Origin of the sequence: Tardiphaga sp. (assembly GCF_028290785.1) — a bacterium.
Taxonomy (GTDB): domain Bacteria; phylum Pseudomonadota; class Alphaproteobacteria; order Rhizobiales; family Xanthobacteraceae; genus Tardiphaga.
In genome coordinates, this window is record NZ_JAQGJD010000255.1 from 1 (window position 1) to 15,178 (window position 15,178).

Consider the following 15,178-nt stretch of genomic DNA (forward strand, 5'->3'; position numbering starts at 1 on the left):
CACGCCTCCTACAAGACGATCGCCAATACCTCGTCGATGATGCGCCACAAGCTCGGCCTGCGCACTTCAGCCGAACTGGTGCGGCTGGCGATCGAGAGCCGGCTGTGATGAGCTGATTTCGCGTTCCCCCGCCGCTTTTTCGGGTCTTGCGGCAAGATCAAGGCGGATCATCCGTCAAGCGTCGAAAGCCATTCAGTTTCAAGGACTAGCACACCGTCGATGCGGCGTGACGTCTTGCGGCGAATCTGTGGCACGGACGTGCGCCGTCGAGAGATCAGCTCTGGACGAGACTTGTGTCGGGCAGCAGCGCCGCCTTGTTTTGCCATACGCCGCAGCGTCGCGCGATCAGCGCCGCGACCACCAGCGTGGCGCCAAAGCCGGTGGGCGCCGCGAACAGCGGAAAGAACATCAGCAGGAACGCGACGAGCCCCAGCGCCGGCAGTTCGTAGCGTGCGAAGCCTTCCGCCAGCCCGACACGCACAAGGAAGCCGACCGGGATCGCCAGCACCATCACGTCGTAGAGAAACAGATACGGCGTCACCAGCAGCGTGCCGGTGGCCAGGGCTGCGGCCTTCCATTCGTAACGCAGCCGGCTGCGCCACATCACGACCAGCGTCACCGCGACCGCCGACGTCATGACACCCTGAAACATCCAGCCGAGCGGCTCGCTACCGCCGAAGTAGCGCACAAGCCCAAAGATGCTCTGCATCTTGCCCCAGGGCGCGCGACCCTCGGTGAGGAAGGCCTGCGAGAACATCGGCATCCAGTGAAAGAACGCCTGCCAACTCTCGGTGCCATAGGCCAGCCACGACACCGCCGCGAGCGCCACCGCCGTGATCGCCGCGCTGACAAAGACACGCCATTGCCAGGCGGCGATCAGCACCAGCGGAAACAGCAATCCATATTGCGGCTTGTAGCTGAGCAGGCCGAGGCAGATGCCGGCCAGCACCGGCCGCGTCGGCAGCAGCACCAGGGTGGCGCCGATCAACGAAGCGGTGAGAAAGCCGTTCTGCCCGATCAGCGTATTGGTCAGCACCACCGGAAACGCGGCTGCCAGCAGCAGCCCGAAAGGGCGCCCGACCACCGCACGCATCATGACGAGATACGGCACGAAGCTCAGCGCGGCCCAACCGGCATACGCCACCGCATAGGGCAACCGCGCCAGCATTTCGGCGACGAACAAGAACGGCGGTGGATAGTGCCAGGCGAAATTGCCGGGATAGGATTGGCCGAGCACCGCGACCTGGACCCGCTTCTGGATCTCCCAGTCCCAGGCCCAGGCCGGATGGCCCTCGAGCGCCAGTCTGCCGGCCGACCAGACATTGACGAAGTCGGTGGGCATGCCCAAGCCGGCCTCGTCATAGATCCAGCCGCGGCCGTAGAACGCCGGAAAGAGCACGATGTTGATCACCGCCAGCACGAAGCAGACGTTGAGCAGCGCCTTGGGAATGGCGGTGTCGTCCGGAACCGGTGCAAGCTGTTGCGCGGCCATCGGCCATCCCTCGTCGCGCCCGATGCGCGGATGCAGAATGCCATCGCCGACGTTGAGGAAGATTTAAGGGAGCAGCGTTTCCCCTCCGCACCCGGGCACGAGACACCACACAAAAAACGCGGCCTTTCGGCCGCGTTTTCTCAATTCTTCAAATTGTGCATCACGCCTGCGGCTGCGGCTCCAGGCCGGTGTCCGGACGCGGGCGCGGCTTGCCGGCGGGCGGCACCGCGGAGGTGCGCGGGCCGGTCGGCTCGAGCACGGATTCGCGGTTCGGCTTCTTGCCGTTCAACAGATCCTGGATCTCGTCGCCCGAAAGCGTCTCGAATTCCAAAAGCCCCTTGGCCAGAGCTTCCAGATCGGCGCGCTTCTCGGTCAGGATCTTGGTGGCCTCGTTGTAGCCTTCCTCGACCAGACGGCGGATTTCGCTGTCGATCTTCTGCACGGTGGCTTCGGAAGCATTCTGCGTGCGCGATACCGACATGCCCAGGAACACTTCATCCTGGTTCTCGCCATACGACACGGTGCCGAGTTCTTCCGACAGGCCCCAGCGCGTTACCATCATGCGGGCAAGGCGCGTGGCCTGCTCGATGTCGGACGACGCACCGGAGGTGACCTTCTGGCGGCCGAAGATCAGTTCTTCGGCGACGCGGCCGCCCATCATGATGGCCAAGCGCGAGGTCATCTGCTCCAGCGACATCGACAGCTTGTCGCGCTCCGGCAGCTGCATCACCATGCCGAGCGCACGGCCGCGCGGGATGATGGTCGCCTTGTGGATCGGGTCGGTGGCGATGACGTTGAGGCCGACGATGGCGTGACCGCCCTCGTGATAGGCCGTCAGCATCTTCTCTTCCTCGGTCATGACCAGCGACTTGCGCTCGGCGCCCATCATCACCTTGTCCTTGGCCTCTTCGAACTCGCTCTGCGTCACCATGCGCTTGTTGCGGCGCGCGGCGGTGAGAGCGGCTTCGTTGACCAGGTTCATCAGGTCGGCGCCGGAGAAGCCCGGCGTGCCGCGTGCGATGGTCTTGAGGTTGATATCCGGCGCCAGAGGCACCTTTCGGACGTGAACCTTGAGGATCTGCTCGCGACCGACGACGTCCGGGTTCGGCACCACGACCTGACGGTCGAAACGGCCGGGACGCAGCAGCGCGGGATCGAGCACGTCGGGGCGGTTGGTGGCGGCGATCAGGATGACGCCTTCATTGGCTTCGAAGCCGTCCATCTCGACCAGCAACTGGTTGAGGGTCTGCTCGCGCTCGTCATTGCCGCCTCCGAGACCGGCGCCACGATGACGACCGACCGCATCGATTTCGTCGATGAAGATGATGCAGGGGGCGTTCTTCTTGGCCTGCTCGAACATGTCGCGGACGCGGGAGGCGCCGACGCCGACGAACATTTCGACGAAGTCAGAACCCGAGATGGTGAAGAACGGTACGTTGGCTTCGCCGGCCACCGCACGGGCGATCAGCGTCTTGCCGGTGCCGGGAGGACCGACCAGCAGCACGCCGCGCGGAATCCGTCCGCCGAGCCGCTGGTACTTGCCGGGGTCACGGAGAAATTCGACGATTTCCTGCAGGTCCTGCTTGGCTTCATCGACGCCCGCGACGTCTTCAAAGGTGACTCGGCCATGGGCCTCGGTCAGCATTTTTGCGCGCGACTTGCCAAAACCCATCGCCTTGCCGGCGCCGCCCTGCATCTGGCGGGACAGGAAGATCCACACGCCGATCAGCGCGATGAACGGGAGCCATGAGACCAGCAGCGAGACGAACCACGGCACATTGTCGCCGGGCGGCTTTGCGGTGATCGAGACCTTGCCGTCATACAGGCGCTTCACCAGCGTCGGATCGGAGGGCGCATAGGTCTGGAAGCTGGAGCCGTTGGTGAAGGTGCCGTGAATCTCCGGGCCCTGGATCACCACGTCACGCACATGGTTCTGATCGACCTCGGTCAGAAGCTGCGAGAACGAGATGTCCTGCGAGGCGGCTCGCTGACCAGGATTCTGGAAGAGCGTGAACAGCGCCAGCAGCAGCAGAACGATAATGACCCAGAGGGCGAAATTGCGCAGATTGGCGTTCATCGAACTTCCTTCGTCGCCGCGCGGATCGCGGCCTTAATCCCTTGGGGCGCCTCAAGGGATTCACCCTGGGTCGGTTGGGTACAATCTAGGTGCCAGAGGGGGCGCTGCCAAGGGAACCAGTCCGGACTATTTAACGCATGTAGACCGGCTTCCGGTTCAAATAATGGCGGTCGTAACGGTGTTTTCCCGCGGTCGTTAAGTTATTGGCGGGCAGGACCGCTCGCTCGGTCAATCCTGGCGACGACGGCGCGGCGGCGCGGGGACGATTCGCAGCCGGTCCCGCGTGAGAACGATCATCGCACCGGCCAGAGTCTGCTTCAACTGGATACCTTTTTTGCCGGAGGCGACGGCATGATCCAGCGCCGACAGCAGCGCCTCGACCTTGCCTAGTTCGGCCGGGCCTTCATGGCCGACCCTGTCGATCATACGCAGCAGTAGCCGGACCCGAATTTCCTCCGCCAACGCGGCAAATGCCCGGGCGTCCACACCCGCACCAGGCTCACCGCGGTCCTGCAGCGCAAGAAACCGCTCGGCGCCATCGACCATCGTCTCCAGCGCCGCATGGGCGCGACCGAGCCGCGACGCCAACCGGGCCAGATTGCGCGAATCAAACCCCTCGGCGGAGAGTTGCGGCATCAGCGCGCGCAGCCGCGGCCGGGTGAAATGCGGGTCGTGGTTGGTCGGATCGACGGCGAAGTCGATCCTGGCCTTGTTCAGCGTCGCGACCAGTTGCGCTTTGGGGACATCGAGAAACGGCCGCGCCAGCACCACGCCGTCGCGCGGCGTCTGCCGCGCCATGGCTGCAAGGCCGGCCAAACCGCTGCCACGTGCCATCCGCATCAACAGGGTTTCGGCCTGATCATCTCTGGTATGGGCGGTGAGAATGTGGGTCGCGCCGTGCGCCCGGGCGACCTTGGCGAGCAGCCGGTAGCGCGCAGCCCGCGCTGCGGCAGGCAGGCCGGTGGATGGCTTTTCGCCGGTCCAGCGCAGCGTGCGGTGCGGCAGATCCAGCGAAGCCGCCAGCCGCTTGACGTCGCGGGCTTCGCGCGCCGCTTCCGGGCGCAGGCCGTGATCGATGGTCACCGCGACCAGTTCGGGACCGCGCTTCAAAGCGCGGCGCCAGCGAGCCGCGAGCCACATCAGCGCGACCGAGTCGGGGCCGCCCGACACCGCCAGGATCAGCGCGGGCGCGGCGGCCCAGTCGGCGAACAGCCGTTTGGCATCTCGAACCGAGATCGGCGAATGGTCGTCGTCAGGCATGCGCGTGGCCGGGCCGGTTGCCGCGCCGGATCAGGTCCGGCGCCCCTGCTCTAGCACTTAACCCGTTTTTGCTCGCGGTCCACCGCCGTTTTCACTCCGCCCGAGGCGCGCGGATACTTCCGCAGCACCTCGCCGAACGCGGCGCAGGCGGCTTCCTTCTCCTTCAGCGCCGCCAGCGACTGGCCGAGCCGCAGCAGCGCATCCGGCGCCTTGGCCGACGTGCCGAACTTCGTGGTGACGCCGAGGAAAGCCTCGGCGGCATCGCGGTATTTCTGGCGCTGGAAGAAGCTCTCGCCGAGCCAATACTGCGAATCCGCGATCTGCGGATCGGTGGGATATTTTTGCGCGAAGTTGCGCATGGTCTCTTCGGCCAGGGCGTAATCGCGGCGCTGCATGTAGCCGATGCCGAGGTCGAACTCGTCCTTGGATGTGGCACCCGGCGGCAGCGTGGTCAGGCCGCCGCTCGGCGCCGGAGCGGCGTTGCCAAGCGGCAGCGGCTCGCCCGCCCCCCGGCTACCCGGCATGGCAACCGGCGCGTTGGCCGGCACCGGCTGCCGTCCGCCGCCGAGCGCACGCGGCACGCCAGGCGCATTCGGGTTGGCGTTGGGATCGAACGCGTCGTTGCGACGGCCGCCGCGCGGCGGCGGCGCGGGATCCTGCACGATGGGCGCGGGGGCTGCGGCCTGCTGCTGGTCATAGACCTGAGGCTGAACCTGCGGCTGCACGGGTTGGCGGGCGACCGGCGCGGGCTGGGCCGGGACCGCCGCGACATTCGGGCGGCCTGCGGGTGGCGCACCGGCCTGCAGCTGCCGGATCTGGTCTTCGAGCTGGCGGTTGCGGAACTGAAGTTCTTCGTTCTGGCCGGTGAGCTGGCGCAGCTGGCCTTCGAGCTGCTGGACCCGGACTTCCGGATCGACGTCATCGGATTGCTGCATCTGGGCAAAGGCAACGGATGGAATCGCCAGCGCCGCGGACATCAGGACCACGCGCGCGAAATTATAAAAAGGGGATGACATGTTTGCCTGACGAATTTTGCGCCACACGAAAGCACACCACATTGAGAGCTTCACTACGCCGAAAATGTGACTTCCGACAGCGGCAAAGGCTGCGCCCGAAACAAAAACGGCGCCTGCCCGAAAGCAGACGCCGTGTTGTTGATATCAGAGTTCGCTCAGGCGCCGGCGTTCAGCACGGTGACGGCGCGACGGTTCTGCGACCAGCAGGAGATGTCGTTGCAGACCGCGACCGGACGTTCCTTGCCGTAGGAGATGGTGCGCATCCGGCTGGCATCGATACCGCGCGAGGCCAGGAAAGTGCGGACCGACTGGGCGCGGCGGGCGCCAAGGGCAATGTTGTATTCGCGGGTGCCGCGCTCGTCGGCATGACCCTCGATGGTGAAGGAATAGCGGCTGTAGCTCTGCAGCCACTGCGCCTGCTTCTCCAGGGTGGCGATCGCCTGCGGCGACAGCTCGGTCTGGTCGCTCTCGAAGAATACGCGGTCGCCGACATTGACCACGAAGTCCTGCTGGCTGCCCGGCGTCGCGGCATTCGCCATCGCGCTACCGTCGCCGCCCAGCGGGTTCTTGTTGGCGCAAGCGCCCATCGACAACGCCACGGCGAGAACCGCGGCCAGTTTTAATCCCTGGAGGATACGCATCTGGTGTTTCATTTCGGAGCCTCCAACGCTCGCGCTTTGTCCAACTGATTATTGGTCTACAGGGCGTTGGTTAAGCGAACGTTCCGTCAACCTTGATGAGGTGTTGCCAAACCCCATCAAATGCCACAGGTGCCCGAAAAACAACCGGATGGTTAATGGGTTGTAAATGTGGCGCGACGGTGAACACAGGCGGCGAACCAGCCGGCAAACTTCCGTTGAATGCCGGAGGAATCGAGACAATTGACGTTCAGTCGCGACCGCCGGTCGCCGCAGATGATCAACCGTGGCTGCCGCCGTCAGGTACGGGCACGAGCGAGGGCCGTCCCGAGGCCAGCACCGGTACTTCACTGTCCGGACGGGCCCGATCACTCATCCGCTCGAACAACTTCCGGCGTTCGAAATAGGTCGAGCGCAGGAAGGGGTAACGGGCAAAGAGCTTGTCCCGCATGCTCGGGAACTCGATCGCCAGCAATCCTATCTGCTTGGTCAGACCCGGATAATCGCGCGGCGGCGAAACATTGTGCATGAATATCCGGCGGTAGAACGACTGATGTTCCGCGCGGACCGATGCGAGGCCAATATCGGCGTGGAAGTAATCGCAGGCAACAAAAGCCAGCCGCAGCGTCATATAGGGCAGCTCAGGAAATCGATTGGCCGGGGACGGCTCGGCGACGAAGCGGCTGGGATCGACGATGATCTTGCCCAAAGCGATGGCCGGTTCCATCACGTCCGGAAAGACGCTCCGCGAAGGCGTGGAGGGATGCTCCGGCGAGGCCACACTAATGCGGAGCGAACTGGCCAGCATGCCCTCAAAGTAAACGCCAAAAATCCAGGAATTGGGCAGATCGTCGTAGCGATCGGTGACCCTGTGGTCGCGGTTGGGCTCGATGGCCCCCTCTTTGAGATAGGCGCGATAACGCAGGCGATAGATCTCGTCCTTCTCCTCCTCGGTTTCCGCGAGGCGGTAGTCGATGCGGTCGAGAAGTTCGATTCCGCGCTCGACGGCCCGCGCTTGTTTGACTGTTTCTTGAGCTATGTTCATGAGGCTGGCCTGACGCTGCACGCTAGCAATACTTCCGATAGCTAAGGTTAACGTTTTCTTTATCGCAGTGCAAAGAACTACCTGTGTTAGGGTTAACTTATTGGAGGGTAAAGCTCCGAGAAAGATCCGGAAGCCAGTTTAGCTAAGACGTTTCGGATTGTTTCCGCTCAAAGATGCGATGACGCGGCAAGACGTTTGCCAGGGACGGCATGGCGGCCGTGCGAGGCATCCAGCAGTTCGCGGACCCTCGCGGCGGGAACGGGCCGGCTAAAGAGGTACCCCTGGACTTCCGTCACCGTTCCGTCGGCACTGATCAGTTCCAGTTGCTCGTTGGTCTCGACCCCTTCGACGACCACCGACATGCCGAGGTCGGCACTGAGCCGCGCCACGCCGCGCAGCAGCGTCAGCGGACGATCCGTATCGATGCCTTCGAGGAACGAGCGATCGATCTTCACCTTCTGCAGCGGGAAGTTATGCAGATAGCTCAGGCTCGAATAGCCGGTTCCGAAATCGTCCAGCGAAATCCGGCAGCCTGCCGCGTGAAGCTGCGACAGCGCGTCGTGGGTCCACTGCGTGTTGCGTAGCAAGGACGACTCGGTGATCTCGATCTCAAGGCGGTGCGCCGGCAGGCCGGAGACCTCCAGCGCGTAGCGTACTTCGCTCAGGACGTCGCGCTGATGAAACTGCTGCGATGAAAAATTGACGGCGACGCTGACCGCCTCGGGCCACTTCATACACTCCATGCAGGCCTTGCGCAGAATCCAGCGGCCCAGATCGACGATCAAGCCCATGTCCTCGGCGACCGGAATGATATCGATCGGCGATACCGTGCCACGGACCGGATGATTCCAGCGCAGCAGCGCCTCGCAGGTCGAGATCCGGCCCGACTTCAGGTTGACCAGTGGCTGGTAGTAGAGTTCGAACTGCTCGTTGGCGAGCGCCTGGCGAAGGTCGAGTTCGAGGACGCGGCGCGCTTCCACGGTCTGCGCCATCTCCTCGCGGAAGAAACAGAACGTGCCGCGACCCGAGGCCTTGGCGCGATACAGTGCCATGTCGGCGTTCTTCAGCAGGTTGTCGGCGCTGACGCCGGGCTGTGTCATGGCGATGCCGACGCTGGCACCGATTTCAACGTGGTGGTTGTTGACTTCGTAGCGCTCGCTGAGCCGTTCGACGATGCGTCGCGCCAGATCCGAGGCATCGTGACTGCTCTTGATGCCGCGCTGGAACACGACGAACTCGTCGCCGCCGAACCGGGCGATGAAATCCTCGGCGCGCAGCATCTCGCGCATCCGGTCGGCGACCATGCAGAGCAACTGGTCGCCGCAGGGGTGGCCAAGCGTGTCGTTAACCTGCTTAAATTGGTCGAGATCGACAAACAGCAGCGCCGAGAGTGACGTCGAACCCGCGCTCTTCAGCATGCGACCGATTTCATTGCGGAAGCTGACGCGGTTAGGCAGGCCGGTCAGTTCGTCGAACCGTGCCATGTGGCTGATGCGGGCTTCGGAATTGCGCCGCTCGGTGATGTCCTCCACCAGCACGACCGTGCCGCCGCCAACCATCGGCTGGAATTTCCACGACAGCGCCCGCTCGCTGTCGCGCGCGTGGTCCAGCGTCGTGATCTCGGCGGCCTTCGAACTTTCAATTTCAGCAATGATCGTCATGGCGCTCGCGGAAGACACCGTGCCGACCTGAACGAAGGCGGCCACTACCTCACGCAATCCAGCTCCCGGCTTTACGAAGTCGGCGCCGTCACTCATCATTTCGTTGAAGCGATCGTTGATAACGGCCAACTGCCCATCGGCAGCGAACATGCACAGGCCGTGCGGCATGTTGTTTAACGCAGTATCGAACTGGCCGGCGAGCGCGGCTTCGCGTTCTCTCGCCAGCCAAGCGTTCAGGTAAATTCCGTTAAGACTCGAAGTCAATTGCCTGATGGCGACAAAGAAGACGATGCTCAGCAAAGCCAGCGAAAAATGATAAGCGCCGCCGACAAACATCAGCGAGACAATCAGCGGTCCGCATCCGAGCAGAACTTGCAGATGAAAAATTCGCGGCCGGCCAAAAGTCCGGCCGACGCCTGCCGACATGTAGGCGACCACGGTCGTCACGCAAAGCATGTGCGCGGCCGGGTCGTCGATCCGCAACAAGACCGCGCTGCTCCAGATGCCCAGCGCGACTCCATGCGCGAGCGCGCCCCAAAGATATCGCTTTTCCCAGACCGCCGCTTCGGGGGCGGTCAATGCAGAATTCCGTTTTTGGTAACGGTACATCTGCAGCGCGCGCGCGGCGCCGACCATGATAAACAGAGGCACAGATAGCCAGACGACAGGATCGCCGGACATGGCGGCGATGACCGCACCGGCAATTGCCGGGCCGAAGGCACCCAAAATCATGGGCACGGGATTCATGAACAGCGAATCAACCAGTGCCGCATAGATTTTAGGCGGCATCTCCTGATCGATCATCGCGTTCTGGTCGGCAGATTGCATCGGCGCCTTGCATCCATATTCAGGCGCTATGCTACCGATGCCTGATGAAGCCTTTCTGAGGGAATAGTGTTAGCGAACTGTTTAGATTTTTCGGCGACTTTAAAATCGCTCATGATTTCAGCAGCGTAGGCAAAGTTTGCCGGTACTCCGCCACGCGGCGAGGCCCGGCAACAATCCGTTTAGGATAACAGCGGCGACCATGCGGGATCCGACGCGAAGCCCGGCGTCGGGACTTTCAGCTCGTTGCGTCCGGAAACATCGACGGAGTACAGCGACGGGCCGCCGCTGCCGCCGGGATCGCGGAAGAACATGATGACCCGGCCGTTCGGCGCGAAGGTCGGGCCCTCATTGTGATAACCCGACGTCAGCAACCGTTCGCCGGAACCGTCCGGCTTCATGATACCGATCGAGAACTGGCCGCCGCCCTGCTTGGTGAAAGCGATGTAGTCGCCGCGCGGCGACCAGACCGGGGTCGAGTAGCTGCCGTCGCCGAACGAGATGCGCTGCGCCGGCCCACCGGTTGCCGCCATGGTGTAGATCTGCGGCTTGCCGCCGCGATCCGACTCGAAGCAGATCTTGCTGCCGTCCGGCGCGTAGGACGGCGAGGTGTCGATCGCCGGGGTGTCGGTGAGGCGGGTGGTGGACTTCGAGCGCAGGTCCATCACGAACAGGTTGGAATTGGCGCCCTGCTGCAGGCTCATGATGACGCGCTGGCCATCCGGCGAAAAGCGCGGCGAGAAAGACATGCCGGGAAAATTGCCGACGATCTCGCGCTGGCCGGTCTCGATGTTGAACAGGTAGACGCGGGGGTCGCCCTGGCCGAATTCCATATAGGTGATCTCTTGCGTCGACGGCGAGAACCGCGGCGTCAGCACTAGATCCGCACCACGGGTCAGGTAGCGCACGTTGGCGCCGTCCTGGTCCATTAAAGCAAGCCGTTTGACGCGGCGCTCCTTGGGGCCGGTCTCATCGACGAATACGACGCGGCTGTCGAAATAGCCCTTTTCGCCGGTCAGGCGCTCGTAGATCTGGTCGGATATGATGTGGGCGATGCGGCGCCAGTATTCCGGCGAGGTGAAATACTGCTGGCCGGTGAGCTGCTGGCCGGTGGCGACATCCCACAGCCGGAACTCGGCCTTCAGCCGGCCGTCGCCCTGCCGCGTCATGCGACCGGTGACCAGCGCCTGCGCGTTGATGGTTTTCCAGTTCTGGAAATTCGGCGGCGCGTCGATATTGCTGACCTTGTCGATGAAGGCCGCGGGATCAACCGGCGCGAACAATCCGCTGCGCTTGAGATTGTTGGTGATGACCTGCGCCACGCCGGTCGCGACTTCGTTGTCGGCAGCGGTGCCGGCGACGAAATTCGGAATAGCGATCGGCAGCGGGGCGAAGGTGCCTTCGGTAATCTGTACGCGCGCCTGTCCGAACGCCTGGCGGCCAGCGGCAATCAGCAGGCCAGTCGATGCCATTCCGGAAATGATCTGTCGGCGATTCGGGCGAAGCAGCATCCGAGGAAATCCATCTGTGTCAGTCATTGATACGTGCTTTATCTGAAGTGCCTGAGGGAATTCATAATAGGCGTCAGGTCCTGCGCTCTTTGAAGCCAGGTTCGAAAAACCTCCATTCCTCGAAATAGGCTTGTGGAAGCTTGTACGGCTGGCATTCGATGATCGCGCGCAATCCGCTTTCGAGGTAGGGACGGAAGAACGGACCACTTCCTTTACTGTCCCGATGTACCTGCGGCGTGCTTTCGAGCGTACCGTCGCTCTTCAGCTTAATACTGAAGACGGCCTCGAAGTTGTCCATTTCGATGCCGCCATAAGGCTTCTTCCAGCAACGTTCGACCTGCGTCTTGAAAATTGCGCCCCAGGTCGCAGAATTGTCCGCAGCCTTACCCTTGGACAGGCCCAGCGCAGCATTCGAATTCAACGTATCGCCGGTCGCCGCGCTGCGGCTCGGATCGCGCTTGTCGAGCAAGGCTGCGATCTTCGATTGATCGAAGGTACGCTCGGGTTTCTTCGATTCCAGCATAGCCTGCGCTTCAGCCTTGGCTTTCGCGTCGGCATCAGACTTGGCCTTCGCTTCGGCTTTTGCCTTCGCCTTGGCTTGCGCGTCAGCCTTGGCTTGCGCATCAGCCTTGGCTTTTGCGTCAGCCTGGGCCTTTGCTTCGGCTGCTGACTTGGCTTGTGCCAGGGCTTCCGCCTCGATCTTGGCTTCGGCCGCGGCATCGGCCTTGGCCTTCGAGTCCGCGGCGGCCTTGGCTTCCGCCTTGGCCGCAGCCGCAGCCGCCGCTTTCGCGGCCGCCTCGGCGGCGGTCTTGTCTTCCGTCTTGGGCTGTGGCGGCGGCGTGGTGTCGGTCACCACCGGGGGTTTCTCGGTGATCTTGCCGACGGTGTCTTCGATCGGCTTAGCCTCGGCGACCTTCTCGACCAGCGGCGCCTTGATTTCCTTCTTGCCGGTCTTGATGCCGGCGGTGACTTTGGCCAACTGGTCGGCGGAAATGATATCGACGGGAAGCGAGTCTTCGGGAATCGAGACGTAGGCCTTGGACGAGAAAGACACGAGTCCCCAGCCCAGCACGAGCACGTGCAGGGCCACAGACGCCGCGAGTGTCTTATCGACCTTCACCGTCAGGTCCCCTGCTCCACCTCGGTCACCAGCGCCAGCCGCTTGAAGCCGGCGCCCGACAACTGTCCCATGACGCGGGCTACGGTGCCGTAGTCCGCCTTCTTGTCCGCACGCATGAAGATACGCTCATCGAGCCCGCCGCGGGCGTCGGTGATCGCCTTTAATTTCGGCACCAGGTCGTTCATCGCCACCTCGGTGTCGTTGATGAAGATCTTGCCTTTGATGTCGACCGAAAGCTGCAGCGGCGTCTTGTCCTGCTCCAGGCTCTTGGCCTGGGTCTGCGGCAGGTCGAGCGGCACGCCCACGGTGAGCATCGGCGCCGAGACCATGAAGATGATCATCAGCACCAGCATCACATCGACCATCGGGGTGACGTTGATTTCGGCCATGACATTGGCGCGCCGGCGACCGCGTCGACCCCCGCCACCTCCGCCGCCCATATTCATGCCCATGACGGGATGCCCACTTCAAGGTTCAAGATGATCGCCCTCAGACGCGCTCGTCGATCTGACGCGACAGAATGGCGGAAAACTCGTCGGCAAAGCCCTCCAGGCGCTGCGCCTGGCGGTTCACCTCGGATGTGAACTTATTGTAGAAAATAGTCGCCGGAATGGCAGCGATAAGGCCGATTGCGGTAGCAAACAGCGCCTCCGCGATGCCCGGCGCGACCACCGCCAGCGACGTGTTCTTGGAGGCGGCGATCGACTGGAAGCTCGACATGATGCCCCAGACCGTGCCGAACAGGCCGACGAAGGGGCCGGCGGAACCGACCGTGGCCAGTACCAGCAGGCGGCGCTCGAGGCGCTCGATCTCGCGGGCGATGGAGACGTTCATGACCTTGTCGATACGCATCTGCAGACCGGTAAAGGAGCGCGCCTGGCTCTCGAACGAGCGCTTCCACTCGCGCATCGCCGCCACGAAACACGCCGCCATCGACTGCGTCGGCTTGGCGGACAGCACGCGGTAGAGGTCCTCGATCGACTCGCCGGACCAGAATGCCTGCTCGAAGCGGTCCATGGCCTTCTTGGTGCGGGCGAACAGGAAGATCTTGTCGATGGCGATCGCCCAGACCCACACCGAACAGCCGAGCAGCCCCATCATGACCGCCTTGACGATCCAGTGGGCCTGCCAGAACAATGCAATCAGCGAGACGTCCGAAGAGGCCAGCGCCGGGGCGGCTTGCACATCGACCGCTTGCGCGGAAGCTGCGGATATCGTCAGCAACCACGAAAGCGCGGTGAGCGAAAAGACTTTCTGCAGCACGAGATCAGTATCCCCTCGAAGTATCGGTATCAGGTGGCGCTGCCTGCCGATTGCAGCCACGCGCCGCGAGCGCCGTCAAAGCCAGCGTTCAGCCTGTTGTGTCGCAAGGAATGGCCCGTCCGAAGCCGAGCCTTCAATTCCCTGCCAACATGTCAAAACAAGGGCTCGCAGGCTTATTTGCTGGCTTTACCAGACGCCGGTCGTGGTTAACGAGGGGTTACCAAAGGCGATTTAGGTGGAGAAATGAAGCGCAATTCGCTTGTTCGTGATGGCGATCATCCCAACAAACAAAACCGCCCACCTGTTTAGAGGTGGGCGGCTAGGGTCGTCATCAGGCGGGGGTTTTGCCTGAGCCGGAAGTTAGTCCTGTTACCATCAGCCCTGCGGCTGGGCGTCGTTCGGCGGGGTCGGGCGCGGGCGGTGCTGCGCCATGAACTGGTCGAACTCTTCCTTGTCCTTGGCGTGGCGCAGACGATCCAGGAAGTCCTTGAACTCGTGCTGTTCCTCTTCAAGGCGGCGCAGCGTTTCGACGCGGTACTCGTCGAAGGCGCGGTTGCCGGACGACGGCGGGCCGAAGCCGCCGAAGTTGAAGCCGCGACGCTCCATGCGGCCGCGCATCCGCTCCATCTTGTGCTGCATTCGCTCCATCTTGTTGGCGAACCGATCGCCGTTATCCCAGCAACCCATTTTTCTGCTCCCTAGCGTAAAAAAGAGAAGTGCGAGGCCGACTGGCCACCACACGATGAAACCCAGCACGATCAGTGCGATGCGCCACGGCGATTGCACCCCGTAGGACATTCGGCGCTCATCGTCGGGATAACCCCAGCGATTGAGATCTGCAGTGTTGGCCATTTTCCTCTCCATGACGGCACCATGCCGTCGGTGAATGTAAATAACATTTACATACGTAAACCGAAGGCTGATTTTGTCAAGATATCCGCCAGAGGCGGTCGCGAATTATTTTGTCGCACCTTCGCAGTGCACCGACTGGCGTTACGTTGGCGCCTTGCCCCACGGCCCCGCAGGGCGCTCGGCTTCGGCGCCGCGCGCCGCTCCAACGTCCGGCGGCGGCCGGCGATCGGTCGGAAAACCCAGCCCGCGCAGATAGATCAGGACGCCGGCCTCGAGCAGGTCTTCCGGCGACATCGGCAGCTTGCGGCGTGCGGCGTCGCCGCGGCCGAACAAGGATGCGACCCCATGCGCCAGCGACCAGATGTGCAGCGCCATCATCAGCGCCGGCGGCCGTGCCACGCCGGGCGGCGTCAGCGCG

At 63.1% G+C, this 15,178-nt stretch carries 12 protein-coding genes and 2 pseudogenes; 1 reads left to right on the plus strand and 13 read right to left on the minus strand.

The features are described from left to right. Positions 1-108, plus strand: a pseudogene (locus JWR89_RS15835) (DNA-binding response regulator); the annotation flags it as partial. 166 nt (positions 109-274) lie between these two features. On the opposite strand, the gene JWR89_RS15840 reads toward JWR89_RS15835, so the two are convergent. The 13 genes and pseudogenes from JWR89_RS15840 to JWR89_RS15900 form a co-directional block, all read right to left on the minus strand. Beyond that, positions 275-1,492, minus strand: a complete 1,218-nt coding sequence (locus JWR89_RS15840) for a glycosyltransferase family 87 protein (RefSeq protein WP_299717772.1) — start codon at positions 1,490-1,492, stop codon at positions 275-277. 160 nt (positions 1,493-1,652) lie between these two features. Further along, positions 1,653-3,569 (minus strand): ATP-dependent zinc metalloprotease FtsH, encoded by a 1,917-nt coding sequence (ftsH, locus tag JWR89_RS15845; protein WP_299717773.1) that lies wholly within the window; start codon positions 3,567-3,569, stop codon positions 1,653-1,655. Between the two features lie 228 nt (positions 3,570-3,797). Next, positions 3,798-4,829, minus strand: coding sequence for a tRNA lysidine(34) synthetase TilS (gene tilS / locus JWR89_RS15850; RefSeq protein ID WP_299717775.1), 1,032 nt, complete (start codon positions 4,827-4,829; stop codon positions 3,798-3,800). A gap of 50 nt (positions 4,830-4,879) precedes the next feature. Continuing rightward, positions 4,880-5,845 carry a tol-pal system protein YbgF gene (gene ybgF / locus JWR89_RS15855; protein WP_299717777.1) on the minus strand — a complete coding sequence of 322 codons (966 nt, stop codon included), beginning with the start codon at positions 5,843-5,845 and terminating at the stop codon, positions 4,880-4,882. A 155-nt stretch (positions 5,846-6,000) separates the two neighbouring features. Further along, positions 6,001-6,498, minus strand: a complete 498-nt coding sequence (gene pal / locus JWR89_RS15860) for a peptidoglycan-associated lipoprotein Pal (protein WP_299717779.1) — start codon at positions 6,496-6,498, stop codon at positions 6,001-6,003. 265 nt (positions 6,499-6,763) lie between these two features. Continuing rightward, positions 6,764-7,528, minus strand: a complete 765-nt coding sequence (locus JWR89_RS15865) for a hypothetical protein (RefSeq protein ID WP_299717781.1) — start codon at positions 7,526-7,528, stop codon at positions 6,764-6,766. A 167-nt stretch (positions 7,529-7,695) separates the two neighbouring features. After that, positions 7,696-10,017: an EAL domain-containing protein gene (locus JWR89_RS15870; protein ID WP_299717783.1), complete on the minus strand. Its 2,322-nt coding sequence runs from the start codon at positions 10,015-10,017 to the stop codon at positions 7,696-7,698. Between the two features lie 179 nt (positions 10,018-10,196). Further along, complete coding sequence (tolB, locus tag JWR89_RS15875) at positions 10,197-11,525, minus strand: Tol-Pal system beta propeller repeat protein TolB (RefSeq protein WP_299717785.1); 1,329 nt, start codon at positions 11,523-11,525, stop codon at positions 10,197-10,199. 73 nt (positions 11,526-11,598) lie between these two features. Beyond that, a complete protein-coding gene (gene tolA / locus JWR89_RS15880; protein ID WP_299717791.1) occupies positions 11,599-12,651 on the minus strand; it encodes a cell envelope integrity protein TolA in 1,053 nt (350 codons plus the stop codon). Next, positions 12,648-13,097, minus strand: a complete 450-nt coding sequence (gene tolR, locus JWR89_RS15885; protein ID WP_299717787.1) for a protein TolR — start codon at positions 13,095-13,097, stop codon at positions 12,648-12,650. Before tolR ends, tolA begins: the two co-directional genes overlap by 4 nt. A gap of 37 nt (positions 13,098-13,134) precedes the next feature. Further along, the gene (gene tolQ / locus JWR89_RS15890) at positions 13,135-13,830 is read right to left on the minus strand and encodes a protein TolQ (protein ID WP_299717793.1); all 696 of its coding nucleotides are present in this window, start codon (positions 13,828-13,830) and stop codon (positions 13,135-13,137) included. A 453-nt stretch (positions 13,831-14,283) separates the two neighbouring features. Continuing rightward, complete coding sequence (locus JWR89_RS15895; RefSeq protein WP_299717789.1) at positions 14,284-14,760, minus strand: DUF2852 domain-containing protein; 477 nt, start codon at positions 14,758-14,760, stop codon at positions 14,284-14,286. 141 nt (positions 14,761-14,901) lie between these two features. After that, positions 14,902-15,178 (minus strand): annotated as a pseudogene (locus JWR89_RS15900) (TetR/AcrR family transcriptional regulator); the annotation flags it as partial.